At 66.5% G+C, this 14301-nt stretch carries 14 protein-coding genes; 3 read left to right on the top strand and 11 right to left on the bottom strand.

Going from position 1 to position 14301, the window contains the following annotated elements; translation table 11 throughout:
* Window positions 1-12: 12 nt before the first annotated feature.
* Both AWB77_RS24740 and mnmH read right to left on the bottom strand, forming a co-directional pair.
* Window positions 13-1062 (bottom strand): permease, encoded by a 1050-nt coding sequence (locus tag AWB77_RS24740; protein WP_061137096.1) that lies wholly within the window; start codon window positions 1060-1062, stop codon window positions 13-15.
* A gap of 29 nt (window positions 1063-1091) precedes the next feature.
* A complete protein-coding gene (gene mnmH, locus AWB77_RS24735) occupies window positions 1092-2156 on the bottom strand; it encodes a tRNA 2-selenouridine(34) synthase MnmH (RefSeq protein ID WP_061137095.1) in 1065 nt (354 codons plus the stop codon).
* Between the two features lie 146 nt (window positions 2157-2302).
* Here mnmH and AWB77_RS24730 point away from each other — a divergent pair, with 146 nt between their 5' ends.
* The gene (locus AWB77_RS24730) at window positions 2303-3679 is read left to right on the top strand and encodes an ethanolamine ammonia-lyase subunit EutB (protein WP_061137094.1); all 1377 of its coding nucleotides are present in this window, start codon (window positions 2303-2305) and stop codon (window positions 3677-3679) included.
* On the top strand, window positions 3676-4452 hold the full coding sequence (gene eutC / locus AWB77_RS24725; protein ID WP_061137093.1) for an ethanolamine ammonia-lyase subunit EutC: 777 nt from the start codon (window positions 3676-3678) through the stop codon (window positions 4450-4452). Before AWB77_RS24730 ends, eutC begins: the two co-directional genes overlap by 4 nt.
* On the opposite strand, the gene AWB77_RS24720 is transcribed toward eutC, so the two are convergent.
* The 3 genes from AWB77_RS24720 to AWB77_RS24715 all read right to left on the bottom strand — a co-directional run bounded on the left by AWB77_RS24720 (window position 4449) and on the right by AWB77_RS24715 (window position 7926).
* Window positions 4449-6302, bottom strand: coding sequence for a sigma-54-dependent Fis family transcriptional regulator (locus AWB77_RS24720; RefSeq protein ID WP_061137092.1), 1854 nt, complete (start codon window positions 6300-6302; stop codon window positions 4449-4451). The genes eutC and AWB77_RS24720 overlap by 4 nt on opposite strands.
* 135 nt (window positions 6303-6437) lie before the next feature.
* The gene (locus tag AWB77_RS34095; protein WP_064506478.1) at window positions 6438-6611 is read right to left on the bottom strand and encodes a DUF1328 domain-containing protein; all 174 of its coding nucleotides are present in this window, start codon (window positions 6609-6611) and stop codon (window positions 6438-6440) included.
* Window positions 6612-6774: 163 nt separating this feature from the next.
* The gene (locus tag AWB77_RS24715; protein WP_061137091.1) at window positions 6775-7926 is read right to left on the bottom strand and encodes an OpgC domain-containing protein; all 1152 of its coding nucleotides are present in this window, start codon (window positions 7924-7926) and stop codon (window positions 6775-6777) included.
* Window positions 7927-8183: 257 nt separating this feature from the next.
* Between AWB77_RS24715 and AWB77_RS24710 the strand changes: the two genes are divergently transcribed.
* Complete coding sequence (locus tag AWB77_RS24710) at window positions 8184-8921, top strand: TerC family protein (protein ID WP_061137090.1); 738 nt, start codon at window positions 8184-8186, stop codon at window positions 8919-8921.
* Here AWB77_RS24710 and AWB77_RS24705 read toward each other — a convergent pair.
* The 6 genes from AWB77_RS24705 to AWB77_RS24680 all read right to left on the bottom strand — a co-directional run bounded on the left by AWB77_RS24705 (window position 8918) and on the right by AWB77_RS24680 (window position 14260).
* Entirely contained in the window at window positions 8918-9964 is a 1047-nt protein-coding gene (locus AWB77_RS24705; protein WP_061137089.1) for a methyltransferase domain-containing protein, read from the bottom strand. The two genes, AWB77_RS24710 and AWB77_RS24705, sit on opposite strands and share 4 nt — an antisense overlap.
* A gap of 118 nt (window positions 9965-10082) precedes the next feature.
* On the bottom strand, window positions 10083-10487 hold the full coding sequence (locus AWB77_RS24700) for a DUF4186 domain-containing protein (RefSeq protein ID WP_061137088.1): 405 nt from the start codon (window positions 10485-10487) through the stop codon (window positions 10083-10085).
* Window positions 10488-10491: 4 nt separating this feature from the next.
* Window positions 10492-11220 carry a precorrin-4 C(11)-methyltransferase gene (gene cobM / locus AWB77_RS24695; protein WP_061137087.1) on the bottom strand — a complete coding sequence of 243 codons (729 nt, stop codon included), beginning with the start codon at window positions 11218-11220 and terminating at the stop codon, window positions 10492-10494.
* The gene (locus AWB77_RS24690; RefSeq protein WP_061137086.1) at window positions 11217-11948 is read right to left on the bottom strand and encodes a cobalt-precorrin-6A reductase; all 732 of its coding nucleotides are present in this window, start codon (window positions 11946-11948) and stop codon (window positions 11217-11219) included. Before AWB77_RS24690 ends, cobM begins: the two co-directional genes overlap by 4 nt.
* The gene (locus AWB77_RS24685) at window positions 11945-13042 is read right to left on the bottom strand and encodes a cobalt-precorrin-5B (C(1))-methyltransferase (RefSeq protein WP_061137085.1); all 1098 of its coding nucleotides are present in this window, start codon (window positions 13040-13042) and stop codon (window positions 11945-11947) included. The genes AWB77_RS24690 and AWB77_RS24685 overlap by 4 nt, the downstream gene beginning before the upstream one ends.
* Window positions 13043-13048: 6 nt before the next feature.
* Window positions 13049-14260, bottom strand: a complete 1212-nt coding sequence (locus AWB77_RS24680) for a bifunctional cobalt-precorrin-7 (C(5))-methyltransferase/cobalt-precorrin-6B (C(15))-methyltransferase (protein ID WP_061137084.1) — start codon at window positions 14258-14260, stop codon at window positions 13049-13051.
* Between the last annotated feature and the right edge of the window lie 41 nt (window positions 14261-14301).

Here is a 14301-nt window from a genome sequence, read left to right as displayed (position 1 = left end):
TCGATTCATCGATCAGAACAACGCCGCCGCGATCACTCCGCCAACGACGCCGAATCCGACCACCGCCAGCCCCACCAACGCCAGCACGCGCGGCGGAAACGACCGCGCGAGCATCGCGAGCGACGGCACGCTGACGGGCGGCAGCGTCATCAGCAACGCGCCCGCCGGACCCGCCGCCATGCCGAGCGACAGCATCGCCTGAATGATGGGCACCTCGCCCGCCGTCGGGATGACGAAGAGCGTGCCGGCGACGGCAAACGCGGCGATCCACAGCATGCCGTTGCCGATATCCGGACCGATGTGCGGAAAGAGCCACGCGCGCGCCGCGCCCAGCAGCAGCACGAGCACGATGTACTCCGGCACGAGCCGCAGCGTCATGCGGCCGAGAATCTTGATCCAGCGCGAGAACGCGGTGCCCGGTTCATCTTCTTCGATCAGCTTGCCGAGCGCCTCGCGCGACGCCGCCGCCTGCGCGGGCGTCACCATGCGGTTGATCGCGTAGCCGAGACCGAACACCATCAGCACGCCGAGCACGAGCCGCAAGCCGGTCCATTGCCAGCCGAGCACGAAGCCCATGAAAACCAGCGTCGCCGGATTGAGCACCGTATTGCCGAGCCAGAATGCGACGGCCGCGCCCGGCGCCGCCTGACGCGCGCGCAGACCCGCGACGACCGGCGCCGCGCAGCACGTGCACATCATGCCGGGCAAGGACATGAGCCCGCCGTTCACGACGCTGCCGAAATCGTGCTCGCCGAGCGCGCGCGCGACCCAGCGCGGCGGAATCAGCGCCTGCACGGCCGAGCCGAGCAGAAGGCCCAGGACCATCGCCTGCCAGATCGCACGGCCGTAGGCCATCGCGTAATCGAGCGCGGCCTGCCACGAAGGCGCGGGCGCGCTCGCCGACGTGCCCATCAGAATCGACTTGCCGATGGAGTGCTGGCTCGCCGCGACGAACGCGCGGTTGTAGTACGGAAACCATTTCACGTAGAACAGGCCCGCGACGGCGATCAGCAGAAACACCATCCAGCCGTACGCGACGCGAGGTTGTCGGAGCGTGGTCATATCTTTTTCTTTCGTGTGTTGAGATTGAGTCAGAACGCGGCCGCGGTCTCGGCGAGCCGCGCAAGCAGCGCTTTCGCCTGCTCGACGCTGTCCGCGTCGTTCGGGCGGAACAGCACGCGCGACGCGTTCGGCAAACCGGCATAGAGCGCCTTGCTGCTGCGGCCATACGCCGGATCGTAATGATGGTCGATGAGTTCGGCGAAGAGGTCGGCGCGCGCATTCTCATCGATCAGCCGATGCCAGCGCGCGACGCGCTCGCGGCTATGCAGCGCGACGAGCTTCGAGAGCTGCGCCTTGAAGAACGCGGGATTGTCGAAGAGATGCGCGTAGTCCTGCAGCAAGAACGCGATGCGGTCCTCGCGCCGCGCCTCGACCTGCACGCACGAGGCCGCGTGCAGATTGTCGAGAATGGCATCGGGCATCGTGATCGCGCCGATGCGCCGCCCTTCCGCTTCGACGAACACGGGTTTGGCCGGATCGAAGCCCGAAAGCGCCTGCACCAGCGCCGAATCGAACGCTTTTTGCGTCGGCTGCGCGCGTCCCGGCAACGCGCCGAGCAACGATCCGCGATGCGCGGCGAGCCCTTCCAGATCGAGCGTTTGCGCGCCGGCTGCGTCGAGCGCCTTCAGCAGCCGTGTCTTGCCGCTGCCCGTATGACCGATCAGCGCGACATAGCGGAAACGCCCCGGCAGCGCGCCGAGCCGCTCGATCACGTCGCGCCGGTAGCTCTTATAGCCGCCTTCGAGCTGCCGCGCCTGCCAGCCGATCATGTTGAGCCACGTCGTCATCGAGCCGGAGCGCTTGCCGCCGCGCCAGCAATAAATCAGCGGACGCCAGTTGCGCGGCTTGTCGGCGAAGAGCGTGTCGAGATGATGTGCGATGTTGCGCGCGACCATCGCCGCGCCGACGCGCGTCGCTTCGAACGGCGAAACCTGCTTGTACATCGTCCCGACGATCACGCGCTCCTCGTTGCTGAGCACGGGCGCGTTGATCGCACCGGGAATGTGATCCTCGGCGAATTCGAGCGGCGTGCGGACATCGACGACTTCACCGAAATCGCTCAGACGATCGATGGAAACGAGCAGGTTTTTCACGGGCTTGCGGGCGGGTTTTGGCTGAATCGAACGAAAAATTATCGCATGAGGGGGGATTTCGGGTTCCCGCGCACTTTTTTGAGCAGCGCGCGCCGCACACGAAAGCGGCTAAAGTGCTCGAATCGATCCATCCGCGAGAAACAGCGATGAGCTATCACGAGACGATCGGCGCGCGCCGCTACCGCTTCGACGATCTGAAGACGCTGCTCGCGCGCGCGAGCCCGCGCCGCTCCGGCGATGAACTGGCGGGCATCGCGGCGGCCACCGAAGAAGAGCGCGTCGCCGCGAAACTGGCGCTCGCGCAAGTACCGCTCGCCGCGTTTCTCGACGAGCCGCTCATTCCCTACGAGGACGACGAAGTCACGCGCCTCATCGTCGATACGCATTCGCGCGAGGCTTTTGCGCCGATCGCGCATCTGACGGTCGGCGCGTTCCGCGAATGGCTGCTCGCCGACAGCACCGATACCGCCGCGCTCGAACGCATCACGATGGGCGTGACGCCCGAAATGGCGGCCGCCGTCTCCAAGCTCATGCGCAACCAGGACCTGATTCTCGCCGCCAGAAAGCGCCCGGTCGTCACGCGCTTTCGCACGACGATCGGCCTGCCGGGGCATCTGTCCGTGCGCCTGCAGCCGAATAATCCGACGGACGATCCAAAGGGCATCGCCGCATCGATGCTCGACGGCCTGCTCTACGGCTGCGGCGATGCCGTCATCGGCGTGAATCCGGCATCCGATTCGCCCGCGGCCATCGGCAGGCTGCTCGCGATGATGGACGAGTTCCGCCAGCGCTACGACGTGCCGATGCAGTCGTGCATCCTCACGCACGTCACCAATACGCTCGCCGCCATCGAACAAGGCGCGCCCGTCGATCTCGTGTTCCAGTCGATCGCGGGCACGGAACGCGCAAACGCCAGTTTCGGCGTATCGCTCGCGTTGCTGGAAGAAGCGCGCGACGCGGCGTTGTCGCTCGGACGCGGCACCGTCGGCGATAACGTCATGTACTTCGAAACGGGGCAAGGCAGCGCGCTGTCGGCGAACGCGCATCACGGCGTCGATCAGCAAACGTGCGAAGCGCGCGCCTACGCGGTCGCGCGCCGCTTCGAACCGCTTCTGACAAACACGGTGGTCGGCTTCATCGGCCCGGAATATCTCTACGATGGACGGCAGATCATCCGCGCCGGGCTCGAAGATCACTTCTGCGGCAAACTGCTCGGCGTGCCGATGGGCTGCGACATCTGCTACACGAATCACGCCGAAGCCGATCAGGACGACATGGACACGCTGCTCACGCTGCTCGGCGTGGCGAACGTCAATTTCATCATGGGCGTGCCCGGTGCGGACGACGTGATGCTCAATTATCAGAGCACGTCGTTCCATGACGCGCTGTACATCCGGCGCGCGCTGAACCTGAAACGCGCGCCGGAGTTCGAAGCGTGGCTCGCGAAGATGCGCGTCACCGACGCGCGCGGCGAGTTGCTTGCCGCGCCCACGCAACCGCTCCTCGAATGGATCGACTCATGACGGATGCCGACGCCTGGAACGCGCTGCGCCGCTTCACTCAGGCCCGCATCGCGCTCGGCCGCGCGGGCAGCAGTCTGCCGACCGCGCCGTTGCTCGCGTTCGAGCTTGCGCATGCGCAGGCGCGCGACGCGGTGCACCAACCGCTCGACACCGCCGCGCTCGCACAGGCGCTGCGCGACGCGGGCTTCGATACGCTCGACGCGCGAAGCGCCGCGCCCGATCGCGATCACTATCTGCGTCGCCCGGATCTGGGCCGCGTGCTCGACGATGACAGCGCAGAGCGGCTCGCGGCGCATGCGTCGGCGTGCGATCTCGTTTTCGTCGCCGCCGATGGCTTGTCGGCGTTCGCCGCGCAACGTCACGTCGCGCCGCTGCTCGCGCGCGTGCGCGCGAAACTCGACGGCTGGACGATCGCGCCGGTCGTCATCGCGACACAGGCGCGCGTCGCGCTGGGCGATCGCATCGGTGAGCTTTTACGGGCGAAGATTGTCGTGGTGATGATCGGCGAACGGCCGGGCCTCAGTTCGCCCGACAGTCTCGGCCTCTATGTGACCTACGCGCCGCGCGCGGGACGCCACGACGCCGAGCGCAACTGCATCTCGAACGTGCGGCCCGAGGGACTCGATTACGACACCGCCGCGTTCAAGCTGACGTGGCTGCTGAACGAAGCGCGCCGCCTGCAACTGACCGGCGTCGGCCTGAAGGATCACAGCGGCGCGCTGCCCGCGCCGGGCGCGGGCGCGGGCGCGGGCGCGGGCGCGGTCGAAGGCTAGACGCGCAGCTTCCGATACAACGTCGTGCGCGATATGCCGAGCGCGCGCGCCGTCGCCGATACATTGCCGCCGTGCGTTTTGAGCGCCGCGGTCACCGCGCCCGCTTCGATATCCGCGAGGCGCGCGCCGTTCGCGGGCGGCGGCGTGTCATCGGTGCGAACGGGTTCGCCGAGTTCATCGAGAAAATCGTGCGGCAAATGCTCGACGCCGATATGCGTATCGTGATCGTCGAGCATCGCGGACGCAGTGCGCAGCACGTTGCTCAACTGGCGCAGGTTGCCCGGCCACGGATGACGCGCGAAGAGCGCGAGCACGTCGTCGCCGATACCGACGATGCGGCCCGCGAAACGCTCGCGGCGCAGCATGCCGTCGACGACCGCGCGCAGGTCCGTGCGCTGCGCGAGCGGCGGCAGCGTCACCGACAAGCCGTTGATCCGGTAGTACAGATCCTCGCGGAATTCGCCCTGCGCGACGCGCTCGCGCAGCTTGCGGTTGCTCGCGCAGACGAGCATGAAATCGACCGGCACCGCGCGTGCCGCGCCGAGCGGTTCGACCACGCGCTCCTGCAGCACGCGCAGCAGGCGGCTTTGCATCGAGAGCGGCATGTCGCCGATTTCGTCGAGAAAAAGCGTGCCGCCATTCGCCTGCACGATCTTGCCGACCGCGCCGCGCCTGGCCGCGCCCGTGAATGCGCCCGGCGCATACCCGAAAAGCTCCGATTCGATCAGCGTCTCCGGCAGCGAGGCGCAGTTCACCGCGACGAACGGCCCGGCGCGGCGCGGCGAATCGCCGTGGATGGCGCGCGCGAGCATTTCCTTGCCCGCGCCTGTCTCGCCGCCGATCAGAATGGCGATGTTCTTGCCGATGACCTTGCGCACGCGCGCGACGACGTCGTTCATCTGGGCGTCGCCGGTGCAGAGATTGGCGAGGTTTGAGATTGCCGCATCCCGTGCGGCGGGCGCGATCGCCACGTTCGACGCCGCACGCGCATGAACATCGACGCTCGCGAATACCGCGACGCCGCTGTGAAGTTCGAACCGGCAAGGCGCATCGCCCGCGGATGCGACGAGCGCATCGGCGCGTACACCGAACAGCGCTTCGAGCGTCTGCGACCGCAGGCGCCCGAGTTCCAGCCCGAGCTGGAATTGCGCACTGCGGTTCGCGCAGAGGAGCCGCCCGTCGAGATCGAATACGGCGATGCCTTCCATCAACGTACCGATGAACTCTGGCCGGCTGTGAAAGCTGATGCGAATACCGTCGCCGAACGCGCTCGCGATCAACCGGTTCTCGATCATCTGTCCGGACATCCTGACGAGCGCCATCGTGTGCTGGTGATAGCCGCGCCGGTCGCCGGTGACGTCGAGCACGCCGGAGAGATTGCCGTGCGGATCGAGGATCGGCACGCTGGAACACGTCAGAAAACGATTGGCGCGCAGATAGTGCTGGTCGCCGTGCACGGTGACGGCGGCGCGCTCGGCGATCGTCGTGCCGATTGCGTTGGTGCCCTGATGCGCCTCGTTCCAGACCGCGCCCGCTCGCAGCGCGACCTTGTCGGCGCGGGCCAGGAAATCGTCGTCGCCGACGGAGTGCAGGATCAGCCCGGTCGCATCGGTCAGCGCGATCATGCTGTGCGTGTTGGCGATCTGCGCGTACAGCGTTTCCATCACCGGCAGCGCGTGCGCGAAGAGCGCGCGGCTTTCATCGAGCTTCGCTGCGAGCTGCGGACCGGACAGCACGGCGTAATCCGGGCGCATCGTCTCGAACAGGCCGAACGTTGCCGAGCGCTCGTGCGAATGGCGGATCACATCGCATTGCGCCGGCTGCACGGCCGCGCCGATGACATGCTGCATCGCTCCTCCTTATCGATTCACGGTCGCGTGAACGTCTTCTCGGGGCAATGTAACACCGTCGCGGCACGCCGGTCGATGCGAGAAAGCACGCGGTCGGCGCGCAGCGCTTTCCGCGTGCGTTCGCTCTCGCTTGCGCTACAGGACGAGCGAACCCGCCGAAATCGCGATGACGAGGAACACGACGAACAGGATCAGGAAGATGAAGAAACAGATCTTCGCGATGCCGGCCGCGCCCGATGACACGCGCGTAAAGCCGAAGAAGCCAGCGACGACGGAGATGACCGCAAACAGGATGGCGAGCTTGAGCATGAGGTTAATCCAGGTTTATTTTCTTGGTCATTTCGTGGATGCAAAACGCATGCCTTGGCGGGATTTTTCGATGGTGTTTGTTAGCGCGGTCGACGAAACTCGACCGTTAGTTGCTTTCGGAGCACAAAATAAAAGCGGACAGAGCACTGTCCGCTTCGAAAGGTCAGCGCGCCCGACTGTCGGTGGCAGCAACCGGCACCGGCGCCGTGGCCGCCGAAGGCACCGGCACCGGCTTGCGCGTGCCGAGCCAGTACGACACTTGCCGATGCACATGCGGCACTGCGAGCAGCGCGCCGATCGCGATGACATCGGCGGCGAGTCCGGCCGGCACGTTGACGAGGCCGTCGGTGAGCGTGAAGAGAATCGAATCGACGACGAGCGAAACTACCGTTCCGGCGACGAACGACACCATGCCGTCGCGCCCGAGCGCGCCGATCCACGGCAGGCGCTGTGCCGCCGCCTTCACGATGCCGTAGCGCGCGAGATTCGTCGCGATCCACGCGATAGCGAGGAAATTCACAACGCGCGGGCCGGCCAGATCGCGCTTGAAGGCGCTGTCCAGCACCGGCGGCAGCACGAGCAGCTTGTAATACGCCATGCCGGCGATCAGCGCCACCGCGCCCGCGCTCACGATCCAGCCGAAGCGGTTCGCGCTCACGCGCTGGTAGATCGGCTGGCAGCGCGCCAGCACGCCGAGCACGAACATCAATTGCCACGCGGCGGGATTGAAGTCCCAAAGATTGTCGTCGACGGAAGGCATGTATTCGCCGATCTGCGCCGCGAACGCCCACAACGCAAGGCTCAGGCCGAGCAGCAGCCACGGCTTGCTGCGCGCGAGCGGCAGCATGAGCGGCACGGCGAGCGCGAAAAAAGCGTACATCGGCAGGATGGCGGCGAGATACGGCTGGCGCTCGAACGTGAGAATCTGCGCGATCGACGCGACCGGCTGCGAGATCAGGCTGTCGAGATGATGCAGCGCGAGGTTCGGCGCATGACCGAAGAAGGGCCGCAGCAGGAAGGACGCGGCGAGCATCAACACCGCCGTGACGATGAACGCGCGATAAAGCTCGAATGCGCGTTTCACGAAGCGCACGCGCGCGGCGCTCTCGGAACGGCGCTCGGCGAGCGACACATACGCGGTCGCCGTGGCGAAGCCGCCGAGGAACACGAAGACTTCGGCGGCGTCGTTGAGCGCGAACGAATGCAGCGTGAAGCGCGACAACATGCTGCCGCCGATATGATCGACGACGATGATGAGCAGTACCAGTCCCCGGAAGAAGTCCAGCTCGACGAGACGTTGCGATTTACTCTGCATGCGGCTTAACGTGGTGTCCTGCGGCGACAGGAAGTTGGACGGCCGCGAACAGGCGGCACGAAAGCATTGGAGTTTACCCGTAAATGCGGCGGCGCATCATCGGAACAAGCGCAAATAATCGTTTCAAATCGGGCATTTGTCGTTGATACGCAAAATTTCGTCCGACGCGGTTGGATTCTCTTGAACTTTTCAAGTTCCTTACATTTTCGCCGCCGATCACGCTAATATTTCGCGCTCACCGTAGAACAAACCGGAACATGGACTATCTCGTCGCCCTTTTAGCCGATCCCGCCGCCTGGGCCGCACTCGCGACGCTCGTCGTCATGGAAGTCGTGCTCGGCATCGACAACCTGATTTTCATTTCGATCCTGACCAACAAGCTGCCCGCCGCGCACCGCGAACGCACGCAGCGCATCGGCATCGCGCTCGCGCTCGTGATGCGGCTCGGGCTGCTCGGCACGGTCGCGCTGATCGTGCGCCTCACGACGCCGATCTTCGAAGCGTTCGGACATGGCTTCTCATGGCGCGACCTGATTCTGATCGCGGGCGGCGTGTTTCTGGTCTGGAAGGCGACGACGGAAATCCATCATCACGTCGCGCACGACACCGAAGGCAATGCCGGCGCAAAAGCGGAGAAACATCTGACGCCGCTGTCGGCGATCGGCCAGATTCTGCTGCTCGATCTCGTGTTTTCGATCGACAGCATCGTGACGGCGGTCGGCATGACCGAGCACATTCCGATCATGTTCGTCGCGGTGATCGCCGCCGTGACCGTGATGCTGTTCGCGGCGGGCCCGCTGTCGCGCTTCATCGAACGCAATCCGACGATCGTCATGCTCGCGCTCGGCTTCCTGCTCGTGATCGGGATGACGCTCGTGGCCGAAGGCTTCGGCACGCACGTGCCGAAGGGCTATATCTATGCGGCGATGGCGTTCTCGGCGCTGGTCGAAGGCCTGAACATGCTCGCGCGGCGGGCGAAGGCGCGCCGCGCCTAGCCGGGATGCGCGCGGCCGCGTTCGCCGTTGCCGCGCAGCGCGGTCACGACGCGTCGCAGCGGCGCGGTGATGCGCCAGGACGTGGACGAGACGAACTCCACGATCGCCGCGTTGCTCGCCTGTAGTTCGGCCTGCGAAACCCGCAGTCTGTCGATGGTTTCGCCGAGCCGGCTTTCGGCCTCCGCGAGACTGCGGCGCGCATCGGCGAGCGCGCTTTCGGCCTCCTCGAGACGGCTCTCGGTCTGCGCGAGCCGCTTCTCGATGCCGCCGTTCGCCGTATAAAACGCCTCCGTAGTGAGCTCGACGTTCGGCGTCTCCTTGCGCAGGACGATGATCATCTCGCCGCCCGTTTCGCCCCGCGCAGGCACGAAATCGACGAGATTGAACTTGAGGAAGCCCATTAGCAGAATCGGCTTCAGCACCTTGTTCTCGATCGTGTCGCTATCGAACACATGGCTATGGATGCCAACGTGCGGCGGCGCCTCGAGCTTGCGCCTGATGCGCTCGACATTCAGCTTGTCACGCACGTCCATCGGACGATTGACGAACGCTTCGTCGTAATAGATTTCGCATTCGATCTGATGCTCGCGCGGAATCTCCTCGACACCGGCCAGATATTCCGCGACGAAATGGCTCAACGCCGTGTCCTGCCGGTATTTGTCGAAGCTGAATTTCTTGTCGGGCAACGCGAGAAAGAGAATGCCGCCGTCGTTCATCATCGCGCAGAGGTCCGAAAGCCACTGGATCATGTTCGGCGCGTGCTCCATCACATGATTGGCGATGATGTAGTCGAACTTGTCGCTGATGTAGTCGCCGTAACGGTTCGAACTGACGACGTAGTCGATTTCCGGAATCTGGTCGATGAGATCGGGATGGCTGCACTCGCTGACCAGCTGCTCGCGATTTTTCCAGTCGAGATAGCGCACCTGAGCTTCGGATTTGAAGACGGTCGGCTGATCGTACGGACCGAGTTCCAGCCCGATCCCCGACAAGTCGGTGTGCTTCAGGAGATGGCCGCGCCGAAGCTGGGTGACGAGATTCATCAACGGTTCCTCTGCATCGATTCCGACGTTTGACATCGTCGGCCGACAGACGCCGGCCAGCGCTCGCGGACCCAAGTTACCACAACTGCGTAACGCCGTAATATCGCGCCGACGCGTCTCAAAACGGCAGTTCGCGCTGCCGATCATCCATCGCGGGCTGCGACGCCGCCGGCAGCGGCTGCGCGCGCAGCCAGCGCTCGATCGCATCGACGACGTGTCTGCGTTCGGCATCGTCGAGCACCTTGCCCGATGCGATGCCGTGCCACTTCGCGAGACAAGAGCGGCAGCACGTCGCCGTCGCGTGCTGCGCGATGAACACCGGATGCCCGCGAAACGGCGTCTGTTTGCCGTCGTTCAACGGCGCTTGCGGCGCGAGCCGTTTGCCGATCAGTTCGTGCGCCTGCGCGACGACGGTATCGACGCCCTTCTCCCGCAGATACTTCCCCTCCCGCACGCCGAGCGCGAAGCGCCGCCGGAATGCGGATTTCGCGAGCGCATCGAACACGGCGTCGAGGTCGCGCATCGCGTCATCGGTCCTTGGCGTAGAGCGTGGAATCCGCGAAGCCGTCGGCGGCCAGCACGCGCCCGACGACGATCATCGCCGTGCGCTCCATGCCCGCCGCGCGCACTTTCTCCGCGATCTCCGCGAGCGTGCCTTCGACGCGCGTCTCGTCTGGCCAGCTCGCGCGGAACACGACGGCCACGGGGCAATCCGCGCCGTAATGCGGTACCAGTTCCGCGACGATGCGTTCGATATGCCGCACGCCCAGATGAATGGCGAGCGTCGCGCGATGGCGCGCGAGATCGCCGAGGCTTTCGCCTTCGGGCATCGACGTTTTCGTGGCGTAACGCGTGAGAATGACCGTCTGCGAGATGCCCGGCAGCGTCAGCTCGCGTTTCAACGCCGCCGCCGACGCCGCCGTCGCCGTCACGCCAGGCACCACTTCGTAGGGAATCGCGAGCGCGTCGAGCCTGCGCATCTGCTCGCCGATCGCGCCATAGAGCGACGGATCGCCCGAGTGCACGCGCGCCACATCGTGCCCGTTCGCGTGCGCTTGCCGTAAAAGCGCGACGATCGCGTCGAGATCGAGTTCGGCCGTGTCGATGCACGCGCGCGCGCGATGCCCGTCGAGCACTTCCTTCGGCACGAGCGAGCCCGCGTAGAGAATCACGGGACACGTGCGGATCAGCCGCTGTCCCTTTACGGTGATGAGTTCGGGATCGCCCGGTCCGGCGCCGATGAAATAGACGGTCATTGTTGGGTGAGCCAGTGTTGGAGCGCATCGCGGGCGCTGGCGGCGTCGTCGAAAATTCGGTCGGCGGCGGGCAGCGCGGGCCGCGCGAGCATCACGACGGCCAGGCCGCGTTCGCGCGCGACGGCGAGTTTCGCTTCGGTCGCGCGCCCGCCGCTGTTCTTGCTGACGACGACATCGATGCCCGCCGCATCGAACAACGCGCGCTCGCCGTCGAGGTCGAACGGACCGCGCGCATCGACGATGCTCGCGCGTTCGTTGCCCGGGTGCGCGTCGAGGCAGCGGATCGTCCAGTGTTGCGACGCGGGAATTTCATGCAGATGATGCAGCGCCTCGCGCCCGAGCGTGAAGAGCGGCCGACGGAACGGCGCGACCCGCTCGACGATCTCGCCCCAGTCCGACGCCTCGCGCCAGTCGTCGCCCGCCTGCGGCTGCCACGCGGGACGGCGCACGGCCCAGAGCGGCACGTCGGCGAGCGCGCACGCCTCGCGCGCGTGACGGCTCATTTGCGCGGCATACGGATGCGTCGCATCGACGACGAGCGCAATCTTCTCGTCATGCAGATAGCGCGCGAGCCCGCCGATGCCGCCGAAACCACCGGCGCGCACCGCGCACGAAAGCTCGTCCGGCACACGCCCGAGGCCCGCGAGACTGTAGACGTGTCCAGCGGGCAATATGCGCGCGATGGCGAGCGCGTCGCCGGTGCCCCCGAGCAGCAGCACGCGCGTCATGCCGCGCTCCCGACGATATTGCCCGCGCGATCGATCGCGAACGTCTCGACTTCGATGCCCGGCGGCAGCACATCGAGCGCGACGTCGCGCGCGCGCCGGCACACGATATCGCCGAGCGCGATGCCTTCGGCGTGTGCGAGCCTGAGCGCTTCCTGGCTCGTGTTCGCCGCGCGGATCGACGCGAGCAAGCCGGCGCTCGCGCCTGCATCGGCGGCCCACACGGCGATGAGCGGCAAGTCGATGCTCGAACTTCGGCTATGCAGATCCATGTGCCCCGCCGCGAGCTTCGAGAGCTTGCCGAAGCCGCCGCACAGGCTCAGCTTGTCGACGCTCGCGCGGCGCAGGTGCTTCAACACGGCGCCCGCGAAATCGCCCATTTCGATCAACGCGATGTCGGGCAGACCGTAGCGCGCGCGCATCGCGTCCTCGCTCTGATTGCCGGTGCACGCCGCGATATGCCGATACCCGTTCGCCCGCGCGACATCGATGCCCTGATGAATCGACGCGATATACGCCGAGCACGAAAACGGCCGGACGATGCCGGTCGTGCCCAGTATCGACAAACCGCCGACGATCCCGAGCCGCGGATTCATCGTCTTGAGCGCGAGCGCCTCGCCGTTCTCGACGCCGATCGTCACGTCGAAGCCGCCGCGATAACCGGCGCTTCGAGCGAGCGCATCGAGATGTTCGGCCATCATCTTGCGCGGCACCGGATTGATCGCCGGTTCGCCGATGGCAAGCGCCAGCCCCGCGCGCGTCACCGTGCCGACGCCCGCCCCCGCATGAAAGCGCACGCCCGGCTCATCCGACAGACGCACGCGCGCGAACACGAGCGCGCCATGCGTGACGTCGGGATCGTCGCCCGCATCCTTGATGACGCCCGCTTCGGCCGCGGCGCTTTCATCGGGCAATCTGCGGCAGAACGACAGCGTCATCGTCACGCGCCGTCCTTTTGGCAATTCGATCTCCGCGCGCTCGCTCGCCTCGCCGAATAGCAGAAGACGCGCGGCCGCGAGACTCGTCGCGGTCGCGCAGCTTCCCGTCGTGTAGCCGCTGCGCAGCGGCGCGGCCTTTTCCGGCGTTTCTTCACGCATGGCGCATCACGGTTTGCTCGCGTGCAGGAGCGTGATCGGCAGCGCCTGACGCCACGTATCGAAGCTGCCGAGCGGCTCGGCCTGCGCGATGCCGATGCGCGTCAGCGCGCCGCCGTTCCGCGCGCGCCATTCGACGAGCGCCGCTTCGCTCTGCAAGGTCACCGCATTGGCGACGAGCCGCCCGCCTTGACGCAGCCGCGCCCAGCACGCATCGAGCACGCCGGGCGCCGTCAATCCTCCGCCGATGAACACGGCATCGGGCGCGGGCAGGCCGTCGAGCGCGGCGGGCGCTTCGCCCTTGACGAGCTGCAGCGCGGGCACGCCGAGCGCGTCGCGGTTGTGTTCGATAAGACGCTGCCGGCTCTCGTTCGCCTCGATCGCGATCGCGCGACACGCGCCGTGCGCGCGCATCCATTCGATGCCGATCGAGCCGCAGCCCGCGCCGACATCCCACAGCAGTTCGGCGGGCTGCGGCGCGAGTCGCGCGAGCGTCACGGCGCGCACGTCGCGCTTGGTCAACTGGCCGTCGTGCCGGTAGGCGTCGTCGGGGAGACCCGGCGTGAGCGGCGGGCCGGCGTGTCCCGCGTGCGTGCGGCATTCGATCGCGACGAGATTGAGCGGTGCGACGACGGCTTCGCGCCAGTCGTCGGCGCGCTCGTCGATGCGGCGCTCGTGGATGCCGCCGAGATGCTCGAACACCGTCATGCGGCTCGCGCCGAAACCGTGCGCGGTCAGGAGCGCGGCGACGGCGGCGGGCGTCGCGCCATCGGCGGAAAGCACGAGCAGGCGCACGCCGCGATGCAGGCTCGCAAGCAGCGATGCCACCGGACGGCCGACGAGCGATACGCACACCGCGTCCTGCAGCGCCCAGCGCAAACGCGCCGCCGCGAGCGACAGCGACGACGGTGCGGGAATGACGCGCATTTCGCCGTCGGCGACTTCGCGCGCGAGCGTCGCGCCGACGCCGAAGCACATCGGATCGCCGCTCGCGAGCACGCAGATGCGCGTCTTGCCGTCGCCTCGCCCGGCGAGCACGGCATCGAGCGAAAAGGGTTTTGGCCACGGCACCCGACGCCCGGCGATGCGTGCGGGCAGCAGCGCGAGATGACGCTCGCCGCCGTGGATCGACTGGGCGTCGAGCAGCGCACGGCGCGCGACGCGCGACAGCCCGTGCCAGCCGTCCTCGCCGATCCCCACCACGGTCAGCCAGTTCGACATGCGCGGCCTCCTTTGTGACTCCGATTGCGCGCCCGGATGCT

The organism is Caballeronia fortuita, assembly GCF_001544835.2.
GTDB lineage: Bacteria > Pseudomonadota > Gammaproteobacteria > Burkholderiales > Burkholderiaceae > Caballeronia > Caballeronia fortuita.
Note: the sequence above shows the minus strand (reverse complement) of the source record. Positions and strands in the feature narration are given on the sequence as shown.